The 15,396-nt window shown below is 61.0% G+C and carries 11 protein-coding genes; 6 read left to right on the forward strand and 5 right to left on the reverse strand.

Features of this window, described 5'->3' with window-relative positions:
* Positions 1-27 precede the first annotated feature (27 nt).
* Positions 28-774: an SDR family oxidoreductase gene (locus ABX75_RS11245; protein ID WP_034113253.1), complete on the forward strand. Its 747-nt coding sequence runs from the start codon at positions 28-30 to the stop codon at positions 772-774.
* A gap of 122 nt (positions 775-896) precedes the next feature.
* Here ABX75_RS11245 and mapR read toward each other — a convergent pair whose 3' ends face one another.
* From mapR to ABX75_RS11260, 3 genes are all read right to left on the reverse strand, one after another.
* Positions 897-2,306 carry a GntR family transcriptional regulator MpaR gene (gene mapR / locus ABX75_RS11250; protein ID WP_034097154.1) on the reverse strand — a complete coding sequence of 470 codons (1,410 nt, stop codon included), beginning with the start codon at positions 2,304-2,306 and terminating at the stop codon, positions 897-899.
* A 92-nt stretch (positions 2,307-2,398) separates the two neighbouring features.
* Positions 2,399-3,808, reverse strand: coding sequence for a cytochrome c oxidase accessory protein CcoG (gene ccoG / locus ABX75_RS11255; protein WP_040268121.1), 1,410 nt, complete (start codon positions 3,806-3,808; stop codon positions 2,399-2,401).
* 184 nt (positions 3,809-3,992) lie between these two features.
* On the reverse strand, positions 3,993-4,232 hold the full coding sequence (locus ABX75_RS11260; protein ID WP_034097156.1) for a DUF3203 family protein: 240 nt from the start codon (positions 4,230-4,232) through the stop codon (positions 3,993-3,995).
* A 122-nt stretch (positions 4,233-4,354) separates the two neighbouring features.
* Here ABX75_RS11260 and ABX75_RS11265 point away from each other — a divergent pair, with 122 nt between their 5' ends.
* The gene (locus ABX75_RS11265) at positions 4,355-4,852 is read left to right on the forward strand and encodes an MgtC/SapB family protein (protein WP_034097158.1); all 498 of its coding nucleotides are present in this window, start codon (positions 4,355-4,357) and stop codon (positions 4,850-4,852) included.
* Between the two features lie 14 nt (positions 4,853-4,866).
* Here ABX75_RS11265 and ABX75_RS11270 read toward each other — a convergent pair whose 3' ends face one another.
* Together ABX75_RS11270 and ABX75_RS29375 are read right to left on the reverse strand one after the other, a co-directional pair.
* Entirely contained in the window at positions 4,867-5,892 is a 1,026-nt protein-coding gene (locus ABX75_RS11270; protein ID WP_082136146.1) for a M10 family metallopeptidase C-terminal domain-containing protein, read from the reverse strand.
* Between the two features lie 199 nt (positions 5,893-6,091).
* On the reverse strand, positions 6,092-6,250 hold the full coding sequence (locus ABX75_RS29375) for a hypothetical protein (RefSeq protein ID WP_167389888.1): 159 nt from the start codon (positions 6,248-6,250) through the stop codon (positions 6,092-6,094).
* A 202-nt stretch (positions 6,251-6,452) separates the two neighbouring features.
* Here ABX75_RS29375 and ABX75_RS11275 point away from each other — a divergent pair, with 202 nt between their 5' ends.
* The 4 genes from ABX75_RS11275 (at position 6,453) to ABX75_RS11290 (ending at position 15,390) form a co-directional block, all read left to right on the forward strand.
* The gene (locus tag ABX75_RS11275) at positions 6,453-8,438 is read left to right on the forward strand and encodes an alpha-1,4-glucan--maltose-1-phosphate maltosyltransferase (protein ID WP_034097159.1); all 1,986 of its coding nucleotides are present in this window, start codon (positions 6,453-6,455) and stop codon (positions 8,436-8,438) included.
* 70 nt (positions 8,439-8,508) lie between these two features.
* Complete coding sequence (treS, locus tag ABX75_RS11280; protein WP_047881950.1) at positions 8,509-11,856, forward strand: maltose alpha-D-glucosyltransferase; 3,348 nt, start codon at positions 8,509-8,511, stop codon at positions 11,854-11,856.
* A complete protein-coding gene (gene glgB, locus ABX75_RS11285) occupies positions 11,853-14,084 on the forward strand; it encodes a 1,4-alpha-glucan branching protein GlgB (RefSeq protein ID WP_047881951.1) in 2,232 nt (743 codons plus the stop codon). Before treS ends, glgB begins: the two co-directional genes overlap by 4 nt.
* A 139-nt stretch (positions 14,085-14,223) precedes the next feature.
* Positions 14,224-15,390, forward strand: coding sequence for a diguanylate cyclase (locus ABX75_RS11290; protein ID WP_047881952.1), 1,167 nt, complete (start codon positions 14,224-14,226; stop codon positions 15,388-15,390).
* Positions 15,391-15,396 lie beyond the last annotated feature (6 nt).

Here is a 15,396-nt window from a genome sequence, read left to right on the forward strand (position 1 = left end):
TACAGGTAGAAACAGGAGACACCAGGCATGGACAAAGTCGTCATCATCACCGGGGGCAGTCGCGGGATTGGCGCCGAGACGGCCTTGCTGGCTGCGCGTCAGGGCTACCGTATTTGCATCAATTATCAGGCCGACGACGAGGCCGCCCACCGCGTGCTGGAACAGGTACGCGCCCTCGGCGCCGAGGCGATTGCGGTGCGCGCTGACGTAAGTATCGAAGACGAAGTGATCGCGCTGTTCCACCGTGTCGACACCGAATTGGGCCGGGTCACTGCGCTGGTGAACAACGCCGGCACCGTGGGGCATAAATCCCGGGTGGATGAGATGTCGGAGTTTCGCATCCTGAAAATGCTCAAGACCAACGTGCTCGGCCCGATTCTGTGTGCCAAGCATGCGCTGTTGCGCATGTCGCCCCGGCATGGCGGGCAGGGCGGCAGTATCGTCAATGTGTCATCGGTGGCGGCACGCCTGGGTTCGCCAGGTGAGTATGTCGACTATGCCGCCTCCAAGGGCGCGCTCGACACCTTCACCATTGGCCTGTCGAAAGAGGTTGCCGGCGAAGGTATCCGCGTCAATGCGGTGCGCCCGGGTTATATCTACACCGACTTTCATGCCCTGAGCGGCGATCCGGACCGGGTCAGCAAACTGGAGTCTGGCATCCCCATGGCCCGTGGCGGCCGTCCGGATGAAGTGGCCGAAGCGATTATCTGGTTGCTGTCGGACAAGGCGTCCTATGCCACCGGCACGTTTCTGGATTTGGGCGGCGGGCGCTAGGGATGCAGTGCCCGCACCGACGCCATCGGGGGCGAGCCCCCTCCCACACTTGAGAGTACTCACAGCTCAAAATGTGGGAGGGGGCTTGCCCCCGATGGCGTCAGAAAGCGCAACACCATCACTTAGAACGACCGCACAATCCGCCCCAACGTTTCCATAGCTTTCTCGGACGCCTCGGTCCACGGGCTGCCGTAGTTCAGGCGAATACAATTTCTGAAACGTTGAGTCGCCGAGAAAATCGGCCCCGGCGCAATGCTGATGCCTTGGGCCAGGGCCATCTGGAATAGCTTCAGCGAATCGGTCTGCTCGGGCAGTTCCAGCCACAGGAAATACCCGCCGGCGGGTTGGCTGACGCGGGTTTGCGCGGGGAAGTAGCGGCCAATGGCGGCCAGCATGGCGCTTTGCTGTTCTTCCAAAGCATAGCGCAATTTGCGTAGGTGCCGGTCGTAGCCGCCGTGTTGCAGGTAGTCGGCAATTGCCGCCTGGGCCGGCATCGACGGGCACAACGAGGTCATCAGCTTCAAACGTTCGACTTTCTGCGCATAGCGCCCTGCCGCGACCCAGCCCACGCGATAACCCGGTGCAAGGCTCTTGGCGAACGAGCCGCAGTGCATCACCAGGCCCTCGGTGTCGAACGCCTTGGCCGGTTTGGGCGCGTGCTGCCCGTAGTACAACTCGGCGTACACATCGTCTTCGATCAAGGGCACCTGATGGCCGCGCAACAGTTCCACCAGCGCTTGTTTCTTGGCTTCAGGCAGGGTGGCGCCCATGGGGTTCTGGAAGCTGGTCATGGTCCAACAGGCCTTGATCGGGTAGCGCTCCAGGCTTTGCGCCAGGGCATTGAGATCGATGCCGTCGCGTGGGTGCACCGGGATCTCCACCGCCTTGAGTTTTAAACGTTCCAAGACCTGCAAGCAGGCATAAAACGCCGGAGCCTCGATGGCCACCAAATCGCCTGGCTCGGTCACGGCCTGCAGGCACAGGTTCAGCGCTTCCAGGGCGCCGTTGGTGATCAGCAACTCTTCCATAGGCAGCATCAGGCCGCCGACCATATAGCGCAGGGCAATTTGCCGGCGCAGTTGTGGGTTGCCCGGCGACATGTCGGTGACCACCATGCGCGGGTCCATCTCACGGCTGGCGCTGGCCAGGGAACGGGCCAGACGCGGCAACGGGAACAGCATCGGGCTGGGGAACGCCGAACCGAAGGGCACGGTGGTGGGGTCCTTGATCGAGTCGAGCACCGAAAACACCAGCTCGCTCACATCCACCTCGGTGGATTCGTGTACCTGTTCGCTCACCACCGGCTCGGAAAACGGGCTCGGCGCATGGGTGTTGACGAAGTAACCGGAGCGCGGCCGCGCGCGGATCAGCCCGCGGCGCTCCAGCAGGTAATACGCCTGGAACACCGTGGAGGGGCTGACACCGTAGGTCTGGCTCGCGTAGCGCACCGACGGCACGCGTTGGCCGGGGCCGAGGACGCCGGAGCGGATCAGTTCAGCGATGTCGTCGGCGAATTTTTCGTAGCGTTTCATGGCGGCCTTAAACACAGGTTTTTGTATGAGAGATACCATCGGGGGCAAGCCCCCTCACACATTGGGCTTTCATCGTTTTCGATAGCCAGGTATCAGCGGTTGAGCGGTGCGACGAAGCGGCTCTCGGCCTCGCTGTACACCCACGGCTCGTCCACATCCGTCACTTTGAAGCGCAGTGTCTGCGAACTGCTCGCCGGTTTATCCGCCAGCAGTGCCACCGACACCGGTACATCCACGATTTCCCCCGGCGCCAGGCTGATCCCGGTCTTGCCTTGCAATTGGAAACCCTCGGCCTCTACCAGCTCCAGCCGATAATCCTGGCGCTGCTGGGTCTTGTTGATGACCTTGAGACTGTAGATGTTTTCAATCAAGCCCTGGCTGTTTTCGCGAAACATGCCCCGGTCCTTGGTCACGTCCAGCGACACCATCGGCCGTTGCACCAAGGCCACCACCAGCGCGGCGATCATCACCAACAGCACGGCACTGTAGCCGATCAGTCGCGGCCTTAGCAGGTGAGTCTTGCCGCCTTGCAGTTGATGTTCGCTGGTGTAGCGCACCAAACCGCGCGCGTAGCCCATCTTGTCCATGATCGAATCGCAGGCATCGACACACGCCGCGCAGCCGATGCACTCCATTTGCAGGCCGTCGCGGATGTCGATGCCGGTCGGGCACACCTGCACGCACAGCTGGCAATCGATGCAATCACCCAGGCCGACATCGGCGGGTTTGACCTCGCGTTTGCGCGGGCCACGATGTTCGCCACGGGCGGCGTCGTAAGAGATGGTGAGGGTGTCTTTATCGAACATCACACTCTGGAACCGTGCGTAAGGGCACATGTGCATGCACACCGCTTCGCGCAACCAACCGGCATTGAGGTAGGTGGCGGCGGTGAAAAACAGCACCCAGAACAGGCTGACGCCGCCCATTTGCCAGGTCAGCAGTTCCGCCGCGAGGGGGCGAATGGGGGTGAAGTAACCGACAAATGTCAGCCCGGTCAGCACGCTGATGCCCAGCCACAGCGTGTGCTTGGCCGAGCGCCGCGCCAGCTTGTTGAGGCTCCATGGCGCCGCTTGCAGCTTGATGCGTTGGTTGCGTTCGCCCTCGGTGACCTTTTCACACCACATAAACAGCCAGGTGAACGAGCTTTGCGGGCAGGTGTAGCCGCACCAGACGCGGCCGGCGAAGACCGTAATGGCAAACAGGCCGAAGGCACAGATGATCAACAGCGCCGACAACAGGATGAAGTCCTGGGGCCAGAACGTCGCGCCGAAGATGTGGAACTTGCTTTCAGCCAAGTCCCACAGCACGGCTTGCCGACCGCCCCAGTTCAGCCACACGGTGCCGAAAAAGGCCAGGAACAGAAAGCCTGCGCCTAGCACACGCAAGGTGCGGAACAAGCCGGTGAAACTGCGGGTATGGATCAGGGTGTCGCTGGATTTGGCCTTCACCTTCTTTGGGTGCACGGGCTCAAAGATTTCCACGGTGGGGATTCGTTCGCTCATGGTCGTTCGCTCATCAGCCTCCATCAGGCCAATGGACTATGCGCGGCGAGCTGTTTGCATAACAGACTCAGCTATGACGATAAAAACCGGATCAGATTGTTTGCAGCCGTGGCCCTGCGACATTGTGCTGCACCCCGTCGCCTTCGGGGTGCAGGCTTGTGCTGCGTCAATAGATACAGATCAGTCAAATCGCCGAATCCGGCGTGGTGACCTTCTTGTGCTGACGCCCATCGATGGCGCCGGCCACGGTGAGGGCATCGGCTTCCTGCTCGGTGATGTAGACACGCTCGGCGCCCACGTCCACATAGGACATGGCTCTGGGGACGTCAGTGCTGACGGTGACTTCAGCGGCGGGCAGGCTGTATTCCCGGCCCTCATCGTTGACCTTGAAGAAACAGGTGCGGTTTTCGATACGGATTGGCATGGCGCTCTCCTTTTTATCAGGCTGATAAACGTTAGGGCGCATGCACAGGCGCGGTGTTCCAGGCAACTGACTGACGGTCGCCGTTGTCAACCCATTATCCATCTCAACAAAGGACAGGGTTTATGGACGCTTGGTGGCACGAAGTATGGGTGACCCTGCAGGCCGAATTCGCCGATCTCGGCGATGCCAGACAGCTCACGCAGATCACCGTGCGTCTGCTGATCGCTGCGCTGCTGGGCGGGATCCTCGGTTTTGAACGGGAGCACAAGGGCAAGGCCGCCGGGGTGCGCACCCATATGCTGGTGGCGATGGGCGCGGCGCTGTTTGTATTGGTGCCGCAGATGTCCGGCAACCAGGCCGATGCCATGAGCCGGGTGGTGCAGGGGGTGATTGCCGGGATTGGTTTCCTCGGCGCCGGCACTATTCTTAAAGGTAAGGAAGACGAAGAGGGTCAGCACGTCAAAGGCTTGACCACCGCCGCCGGGCTATGGATGACCGCCGCCATCGGTGTGGCGGCGGGCATGGGGCGTGAATCCACGGCGGTGTTGAGTACGTTGCTGGCGCTGGTGGTGTTCAGCGTAATGCCTAGGATCATCAAGTGGTTGGATAAGGATGCCTGACCCTATGCCGCGTCTCAGGACACGATATCGCTGTACCGCACCTGACCGAAAACCTTAAGCACAAACGGCGGCTCGCCCGGGTTTCCGGAAACGGCGATCACGCTGGTGCCGGTGCTGGGCAGGTAGTGGATCTGCATTTCTGCGCTGGCCCCGGAGAAACGTTCGACCCTTTGCAGCGGTTTGTTCAATTGGTTGCGAATACCCGACAGGTCCAGTTTGTCGCCGGCCATGAATCCTGAGATCTCGCGAGGCGCATCAAGTCGCGAATCACTGAGCGCATTGAAGCGATAGGTGTTGCGCTGGCGAGTGAGACGCTCGGCTACCTGCGCAGTGGCGGACGCAGGTTCGGGGGTGCGCAACGCGGAGAGCTTTTCTTTGCTCAGAGAGCCGCCGATATCGTACAGCGTGCGGACGCTGGCTTCCCTGGCGGACTGGTCGCGTTTCATGGCGTCTATGTGCTTGCGCGACATGTTGTAGTCCTTGAGGATTTCGTCAGTCCCGAGGCCGCCTTCGTAGATTTTTCCAAGGTTTTCCAGAAGATGCAGCTTCATTTGGTCGATCAATGCCTGTTCCGCATCGTTGCTGGCTGACTGCTGGGTCTCGGTGAGGACTTGTTTGCCGAGGCGTTGCCTGAGGCCTTCAAGGGTGGCGGCGTTCGTTGAGGCATTAGGGCCGCCCAACATCGTGCGCATATTGGCCGGTGTCAACAGCGCGCGGGTGCGCGCGATGAGGGCGCGGGAGGACTCTGCATCGGGATCGCGCACCATCTGGTTGATGTTGTCTTGGGTCAACGCGGTGTTGAGGTCACTGAGGTCTTCAGTGAGCTTTGCCTCCGGCGCCGAGGGCAATGCAGGGCCGGGTGCGGTCGCCGCCGGGGAGGGGCGTGTTGGTTCCGGTGGCTTGGCCGAGGCGGACCACCTCGGGCCTGACCTGAGTAACGCATTCAGGCGCTCGGGCGTGAGCTGGGCGGGCGAGGCGCTGGCGTGCGCGGGTTGGGAGGCAGTAGGGCGGTTAGCCCATTGTGGGGGGATGGTCAACATAAGGTGTCCTCGCGTGAGAGGTTTAAGGGCCCTATTCCAAGGAACTGGATTGGGCGCCTGCGCGCGAACGAGTTTAGGTATGAACCCCGCAGTCGGTTTTAGGCTTTTTTTCTAGGATATGTAGGACGTATCAGAGATATGTGTGGTCCGCTCAAGGGGCTGGGCGCCTCTTGAGCGAACCTCAAAACCTGCTCGTGGTTTAGACGATGACCGGTGGCATGGTCTTTGGCGGTTCTTCGACCGCGGGTGGCTCGTTATCCGGCGGTTCCTGCTCCGGAACCGTTGGCGGTTCCGTAGGGGGCAGGGTCGGCTGGTCGATATTCGGGTCCGGGGTTTCCGCCGGGATCGGGATATTCATCGGTGTGGCCTCCTTTGTGCTTTGCTCTAGCGGTGGACATTCCCACGGGGCATTTGATTCCCGCTCAATGGCGGCATATCCACCTGAACTTTTAACCCAGGCACAGGCTCGGACCTTATGCGTCGTCGCTCAGGGAGAGTGCTGGCGTATTGGATTCGGATCTAGCAAAGGGCGTCCACTGGGCGTAAGGGGAAGATGCTCGATGACTGCTGAAACACAGGTTCCAGACACTGCCGTACTGCCGCTGTCCCAGGCACTGCTATTGCCCCGGATCGCGATCGAAAGCACCAGCCCCGTGATTGACGGCGGCGAATTCGCGGTCAAGGCGGTGATAGGCCAGCGCATTAATGTCACCAGCAAAGTGTTTGCCGATGGCCATGACAAATTGGCCGTATTGATCCGCTGGCGCCCGCTGCGCGACGAAAGCTGGCACAGCGTGGTCATGACCGATGTTGGCAACAACGGTTGGGAAGGCGCGTTCACGGTGGCCCATCAGGGGCCTCATGAATACTGCATCGAAGCCTGGATCGATACCTTCGCCAGCTTCTGCTACGAATTGCGCAAAAAACACGAAGCCGGCGTTCCGGTCAGCCTGGAGTTGCAGGAAGGTCGCAGCCTGGTGCTGCAAGCCGCCGAGCGTAGCGACAACGAGCTGCGCGACCGCCTGATGTTGTTGCACCACGAACTGTCCGGCCTGCTGGAAACCGAGCAGGTGGCGTTGTTTCTGCACGAAGACAGTGCGCATCTGATGACCCAGGCCGACCACCGCGCCTACCTGAGCATCAGCACGGTGTACCCGATTGACGTCGAGCGCGAACGTGCGCAGTTCGCCAGCTGGTACGAGTTGTTTCCCCGTTCGATCACCGATGATCCGGCACGCCACGGCACCTTTAACGATGTACACGCGCGGCTGTCGATGATCCACGACATGGGCTTCGATGTGCTGTACTTCCCGCCGATCCACCCCATCGGCCGTAGCCATCGCAAAGGCCGGAACAACTCGCTCACCGCCGGCCCGGACGACCCCGGCAGCCCGTACGCCATCGGCAGCGAGGAGGGCGGTCACGAAGCCATTCACCCGCAGTTGGGCAGCCGCGATGACTTCCGCCGCCTGGTCAAGGCCGCCGCCGACCATGGCTTGGAGATCGCGCTGGACTTTGCCATTCAATGTTCCCAGGACCATCCGTGGCTCAAGGAGCATCCGGGCTGGTTCAACTGGCGCCCGGACGGCACGATCAAATACGCGGAAAACCCGCCGAAGAAATATCAGGACATCGTCAACGTCGACTTTTATGCCGCCGATGCGATCCCTGGCCTGTGGACCGAGCTGCGCGACATCGTGGTTGGCTGGGTGGAAGAGGGCGTGAAGACCTTTCGCGTCGACAACCCCCACACCAAACCGCTGCCTTTCTGGCAATGGCTGATCAGCGATGTGCGTTCCAAGTACCCTGAGGTGATCTTCCTCGCCGAAGCCTTTACCACTCCGGCAATGATGGCGCGCCTGGGCAAGGTCGGCTATTCCCAGAGCTACACCTACTTCACCTGGCGCAATACCAAGGCTGAGTTGAGCGAGTATTTCACCCAGCTCAACCAGTCACCGTGGCGCGAGTGCTACCGCCCGAACTTTTTCGTCAACACGCCGGACATCAACCCCGCGTTCCTGCATCAATCCGGGCGCCCGGGCTTTTTGATCCGTGCCGCGCTGGCGACCATGGGCTCGGGCCTGTGGGGTATGTATTCCGGGTTTGAACTGTGCGAAGCCGCGCCGGTGCCGGGCAAAGAGGAATACCTGGACTCGGAGAAATACGAGATCCGCCCTCGCGACTTCACTGCGCCCGGCAACATCATTGCCGAGATCGCCCAGCTCAACCGCATCCGCCGCCAGAACCCGGCGCTGCATACGCACTTGGGCTTGAAGATCTACAACGCGTGGAACGACAACATCCTCTACTTCGGCAAGCGCAGCGAGGACGGCAGCAACTTCATTCTGGTGGCGGTCAACCTGGACCCTTTTAACGCCCAGGAAGCTCATTTCGAACTGCCCTTGTGGGAGATGGGCCTGCCGGACGATGCCCAAACCCAGGGCGAAGACCTGATGAACGGCCATCGTTGGACCTGGTACGGCAAGACCCAGTGGACGCGCTTGGAACCGCAGATGCCGTTCGGGATCTGGCGCATTACCACCTGATGGGGAAGAGGGGGCACCCCCCCTCCGACATTGAGTCTGCACGATTTATCGAGTGTTTCAGGAGTGTCCAATGGCGAAGAAACCCAAGGCTGCCATCTTTATCAAAGACCCGCTCTGGTACAAGGACGCGGTGATCTATCAGGTTCACGTCAAATCCTTTTTCGACTCCAATAATGACGGTATCGGCGATTTTCCTGGGTTGATCGCCAAGCTCGACTACATCGCCGACCTGGGCGTGAACACCATCTGGCTGCTGCCGTTCTACCCGTCACCACGCCGCGACGACGGCTATGACATCGCCGACTATCGCGGCGTCCACAGCGACTACGGCACCATGGCCGACGCCAAGCGCTTTATCGCCGAAGCACACAAACGTGGCCTGCGAGTGATCACCGAACTGGTGATCAACCATACATCCGACCAGCACCCCTGGTTCCAGCGCGCACGCAAGGCCAAGCCCGGTTCGGCGGCGCGGGATTTCTATGTGTGGTCCGATGACGACCAGAAGTACGACGGCACCCGCATCATTTTCCTCGACACCGAAAAATCCAACTGGACCTGGGACCCGGTCGCCGGCCAATACTTCTGGCATCGCTTCTATTCCCACCAGCCCGATCTCAACTTCGACAACCCGCAAGTCATGAAAGCGGTGCTCGAAGTGATGCGCTACTGGCTGGACATGGGCATCGACGGCCTGCGCCTGGACGCCATCCCGTACCTGATCGAGCGCGACGGCACCAACAACGAGAACCTTGAAGAAACCCACGGGGTACTCAAGCAAATCCGTGCCGAGATTGACGCCAATTACCCCGACCGCATGCTGCTGGCCGAAGCCAACCAGTGGCCGGAAGACACCCAACTGTATTTCGGTGACAAGAAGGGCGATGACGGCGACGAATGCCATATGGCCTTTCACTTCCCGTTGATGCCGCGCATGTACATGGCCCTGGCCCAGGAAGATCGCTTTCCCATCACCGATATCTTGCGCCAGACCCCGGAGATCCCCGCCAATTGCCAATGGGCGATCTTCCTGCGCAACCACGATGAATTGACCTTGGAAATGGTTACCGACAAAGAGCGCGACTACCTGTGGAATTACTACGCCGCCGACCGTCGCGCGCGGATCAACCTGGGTATCCGCCGCCGTCTGGCGCCGCTGCTGGAGCGTGACCGTCGCCGCGTAGAGTTGCTTAACAGCCTGCTGCTGTCGATGCCGGGCACGCCCACCTTGTACTACGGCGATGAAATCGGCATGGGCGACAACATCTACCTGGGCGACCGCGATGGCGTGCGCACACCGATGCAGTGGTCCATCGACCGCAACGGCGGTTTCTCCCGCGCCGATCCGGCCAGCCTGGTGCTGCCGCCGATCATGGACCCGCTCTACGGCTACCAGTCGGTGAATGTGGAAACCCAGACCCAGGACCCGCACTCATTGCTCAACTGGACCCGGCGCATGCTCGCAGTGCGCAAGCAGTCCAAAGCGTTCGGTCGCGGCAGCCTGAAAATGCTCTCGCCGGCCAATCGGCGCATTCTGGCTTATACCCGCGAATACACCGGTGCCGATGGCCGCACGGAGATCATTTTGTGCGTGGCCAACGTGTCGCGTAGCGCCCAGGCGGCCGAGCTGGACCTTTCGTCCTTTGCCGGCATGGTTCCCGTGGAGATGCTCGGCGGCAATGCCTTCCCGCCTATTGGTCAGCTGAATTTCCTGCTGACCCTGGCGCCTTACGGTTTCTATTGGTTTGTGCTGGCGACGGAAAACCAGATGCCCAGCTGGCATGTGGAACCGGCGCAAAGCATGCCCGACTTCACCACATTGGTATTGAAAAAACGCATGGAAGAACTGCTCGAAGCACCTTGCCGCACCACCCTGGAACAAACCTCACTGCCGGCCTGGCTGCCCAAGCGGCGCTGGTTCGCCGGCAAGGACACAGCCATCGACAGCGTGCGGATTGCTTATGGCGTGCGGTTCGGCGACGCCGAGCATCCAGTGTTGCTCAGCGAACTGGAAGTGAGTGCCGGTGGGCAGGTCAGTCGTTATCAGTTGCCGTTCGGCTTCCTCGGCGAAGACCAGTTCACCAGCGCCTTGCCCCAGCAACTGGCCATGGCCCGCGTACGCCGAGCGCGCCAGGTGGGTTTGGTGACTGACGCGTTCAGCCTTGAGCCTTTTATTCGCGCGGTGATCCAGGGCCTGCAAGCCGGCACGCGTTTGGCCAGCAGCGACGGCGAGTTGCGCTTCGACGCCACCGAACACTTGGCTGCGTTGCAACTGAACGACGAGTCCCCGGTGCGTTATCTGTCCGCCGAGCAGTCCAACAGCTCGGTGGTGGTGGGTGAGAGCCTGGTGCTCAAGTTGATCCGTAAAGTCAGCGCCGGTGTGCATCCGGAACTGGAGATGAGCGCGTACCTCACCGCAGCCGGTTACGCCAATATCTCGCCGTTGATGGGCGCAGTGGTGCGTCATGACAGCGAGGGCCAGGACAATCTGCTGATGATAGCCCAGGGCTACCTGAGCAATCAGGGCGATGCCTGGACGTGGACCCAGAACAATCTGGAACGGGCAATCCGCGACGAACTGGCCGAAGCCCTGTCCGAACAGGAACAGCACTACAACGCCTTGGGTGAGCTGGCCGATTTCGCCGCGCTGCTCGGCCAGCGCCTGGGGGAAATGCACCAAGTGCTGGGTGCCACCACCGCCAATAAAGACTTCAAGCCCGAAGTCACCGGTGTCAAAGACACCCAGGCTTGGGCCAAGGATGTGGGCGCGCAGATCACCCGCGCGCTGCAACTGCTGGAACTGCATCAAACCCAATTGAACCCTGCCGATCAGGCGCTGGTCAGTGAATTGCTGGCGCAGAAAAAAGCCATTGCCGCCCATGTGAACGGCCTGGCGAAGGCCACCTTGGGCGGCTTGCGCATTCGCGTCCATGGCGATCTGCACCTTGGGCAGGTTCTGGTGGTCAAGGGCGATGCCTATTTGATCGACTTCGAAGGCGAGCCGGCGCGACCGCTGCATGAGCGACGGGGCAAGCACAGCCCGTACAAAGATGTCAGCGGGGTGCTGCGTTCTTTCGACTATGCAGCGGCCATGGCCTTGAATCTGCAAGGCGTGGATCAGTCGCCGCAAGCCGAGCAGGCACGCCGACGCGTTACCGAGCGCTATGTGAAGGAGGCGCGCCAGGCATTTATCCAGGCTTATCAGCAAGCTACGTCTACACTGGCGCATGACTGGCAGGACGCCAACGGCCAGGACGCCGCGCTGACGTTGTTCAGCCTGGAGAAGGCTGCGTATGAAGTGGCCTACGAAGCGGAAAACCGCCCGACCTGGTTGCCGGTGCCCCTGCAAGGGCTGCACGGCCTGCTGAGCGGGCTTACACCTATATCCAAAACTGCACGCGGTGGGGAGACGTCATGAGCTATACACATAAAGAACCGCTGCAGCCTAAGTTGACTGCAATGCCGGCGTCCAAGGACGTCGAAGCGCTGGTGCGCGCCGAGCACCACGACCCGTTTTCGATTCTCGGGCCCCATGACGACGAGCAGGGCGGCCAATTCATTCGCGCGTTCCTGCCCGAGGCGTTGAGCGTGCAGGTGTTGAGCCGCGATGGCGGCGAAACCCTCGGTAGCCTCGACGCTACCCAAGTGCCGGGTTTGTTTGTCGGGCACTTTGCGACGCGCCAGCCTTACTTATTGAAGATCCAGTGGGCCGGCGGTGAGCAGATCACCGAAGATCCCTACAGCTTTAGCCAATTGCTGCTGGGCGAGATGGATCTGTACCTGTTCGCCGAGGGCAATCACCGCGACCTGGGCAGTTGCCTGGGCGCTCAGGTCACCAGCGTCGACGGCGTGCAGGGCGTGCGTTTTGCCGTGTGGGCGCCAAACGCACGGCGTGTGTCGGTGGTGGGCGACTTCAATATTTGGGACGGCCGTCGGCATCCGATGCGCCTGCGCCATCCTTCCGGTGTGTGGGAGATCTTTATCCCACGCCTGCAACCGGGTGCCGCTTACAAATACGAGATTCTCGGCGCCCACGGCATTTTGCCGCTCAAGGCCGACCCTATGGCGCTGGCCACCCAACTGCCACCGGACACCGCCTCGAAAGTCGCTGCGCCGTTGCAAGTGGACTGGCAGGACCACGATTGGATGCAGGCTCGCGCCGACAAGCAGAAGTCCACCGCGCCGCTGTCGATCTATGAACTGCACGTCGGCTCCTGGCAATGCGAGCTGGACGAGGCGGGTGAAGTGGCCCGCCAGTACGGTTGGCGCGAATTGGCCGAGTGCTTGATTCCCTATGTGCAGCAACTGGGCTTCACTCATATCGAGCTGATGCCGATCATGGAACACCCATTTGGAGGGTCCTGGGGGTATCAGGCCCTGTCGCAGTTCGCCCCAAGTGCGCGCTTCGGCTCGCCCGAAGACTTTGCCTATTTCGTCAACGCCTGCCATCAGGCCGATATCGGTGTGATCCTCGACTGGGTGCCGGCGCACTTTCCCACGGATACTCACGGCCTGGCCCAGTTCGACGGCACCGCGCTGTACGAATACGCCAACCCGCTGGAAGGCTTCCACCAGGACTGGGATACGCTGATCTACAACCTGGGCCGCACCGAGGTGCACGGCTTTATGCTGGCCTCAGCACTGCACTGGCTCAAGCACTTCCATGTCGATGGCCTGCGGGTGGATGCGGTGGCATCGATGCTCTACCGCGACTATTCGCGCAAAGCCGGCGAATGGGTGCCTAACCGCCATGGCGGTCGCGAGAACTTGGAAGCCATCGATTTTCTGCGCCATTTGAACGATGTGGTGGCGCTGGAGGCGCCGGGCGCCCTAGTGATCGCTGAAGAATCCACCGCCTGGCCCGGCGTCAGCCAGCCAACCCAGCAAGGCGGCCTGGGCTTCAACTACAAATGGAACATGGGCTGGATGCACGATTCGCTGCATTACATCCAGCAGGACCCGGTGTACCGCGCCCATCACCACAATGAGCTGAGTTTCGGCCTGGTGTATGCCTGGTCCGAGCGATTTATCCTGCCGATCTCCCATGATGAAGTAGTGCACGGCAAGCATTCGTTGATCGACAAAATGCCCGGCGACCGTTGGCAGAAGTTCGCCAACCTGCGCGCCTACCTGGCGTTTATGTGGATGCACCCCGGTAAGAAATTGCTGTTTATGGGCTGCGAATTCGGCCAGTGGCGCGAGTGGAACCACGACCAGCAATTGGATTGGTACCTGCTGCAATACCAGGAACACCAAGGTGTGCAAAAACTGGTGGGCGACCTGAACCGCCTGTACCGCGAAGAGCCGGCCCTGCATGAACAGGACGACGCGCCCCAGGGCTTCCAGTGGCTGATCGGTGACGATGCGATCAACAGCGTCTACGCCTGGCTGCGCTGGAGCAAGGACGGCAAACCGGTGCTGGTGGTGGCCAACTTTACCCCGGTGCCTCGCGAACAATACGCCGTGGGTGTGCCGTTTGCCGGGCGCTGGAGCGAGGTGATCAACACTGACGCCGACACTTACGCCGGCTCCAACTTCGGCAACGGTGGTGAAGTGTTCACCCAGGAGGAGCCGCGTCACGGGCAGCCGGTGTCGCTGTCGTTGAATCTGCCGCCGCTGGGCGTGCTGATTCTGCGCCCGGACTGAGCATAAGCTGCTGGCGAGTGGGGGGCGATCTGCAATGATCGCCCTTTGCCGTTATGTCTGGCGTGGTTTGGCATCGCCCCTCAAACAACCGCTCTAACTAGGCCGATTCAGTTGTTCAGATTGCTGGCAGGATGCCACAATGGCGCCTTTGTCGCGGCAGTCGGATCAGGCGAATTTCATGAATGGCCTTGGGCGTGGGCAGGACCGGGATGACACTATCGAAGAGCAGGTGCGCACGGATCGTCTGCACCAGCTGTTCCGGCAGTCATTCGCGGCGATTTTGGGCAGTTACCTGGCCGCCACCATGCTCTGCTGGCTGTGCTGGGACCGTCTTGATCAGCGCATCATGCTGGTCTGGCTGGTGACCCTTGGCGTTTCGTCACTGCTGCGCATCAAGATGTTCATGGAATGGTTCCGTTGCCCCTACAGCGAGCGCACGCCGGAGCGCTGGGAACGGCGTTACTGGATTACGCTGGTGCTCTCGGCCAGCATCTGGGGAGGCGGCGCATTTGCGCTGATTCCCACCGATGACCGGCTGTCCCAGGTGTTGGTCATGCTATTTACCGTGGGCATGTCAGTCAGCGCGGTGTCGTGTTATTCGGCTTATCGCGCCATGACCGTGGCGTCCATCAGCCTGGTGCTGATGCCGTGCACCCTCTGGCTATTGTGGCAGCCCTCGTCAATGCAAGTGGGGATTGCTATCGCGGTCCTGGTGTTTTCCACCTTTGTGTTCAGCGCCACGCGCAAATTGTCCGGGGCCCTGGAGAAGGCCTTTCGCCTGACCCGGCAAATGGAGCGTGCCCACTCCATCTCTACCCGCGCCGCACAAACCGATGAATTGACCGGGCTGATGAACCGCCGTGCATTTTTCGAGCGTGCCCAGGTGCTGTACGCGCAATGCCGACACAACCAGCAACCGTTGTGTGCGCTGATGATGGACATGGATCACTTCAAACAGATCAACGACACCTACGGCCACCAGGCCGGCGATCAGGTGTTGCGCCAGATCGGCGGGGTGATCAGTGCCTCGTTCCGGCAGGCCGACGTGTATGGCCGGCTGGGCGGCGAAGAATTCGCGGTGTTGCTGCCCAATACGTCCTTGGAAACCGCGCGTGCGATTGCCGAACAACTGATCAAGGCGATTTCCGGGTTGGCCGCCGAGCCGGTCAAGGGCTTGTCGGCCAGTCTCGGTGTAGCCTCCATCCATGATCACGACCAAGACCTGCACGGCCTGATGAACATGGCGGATAAAGCGCTGTATCGGGCCAAGGCCCAGGGTCGTAACCAGGTGGCGCTGGCGGAGTAAGGCGCC

Source organism: Pseudomonas sp. ARP3 (assembly GCF_001029595.1).
GTDB classification, from domain to species: domain Bacteria; phylum Pseudomonadota; class Gammaproteobacteria; order Pseudomonadales; family Pseudomonadaceae; genus Aquipseudomonas; species Aquipseudomonas rhodesiae.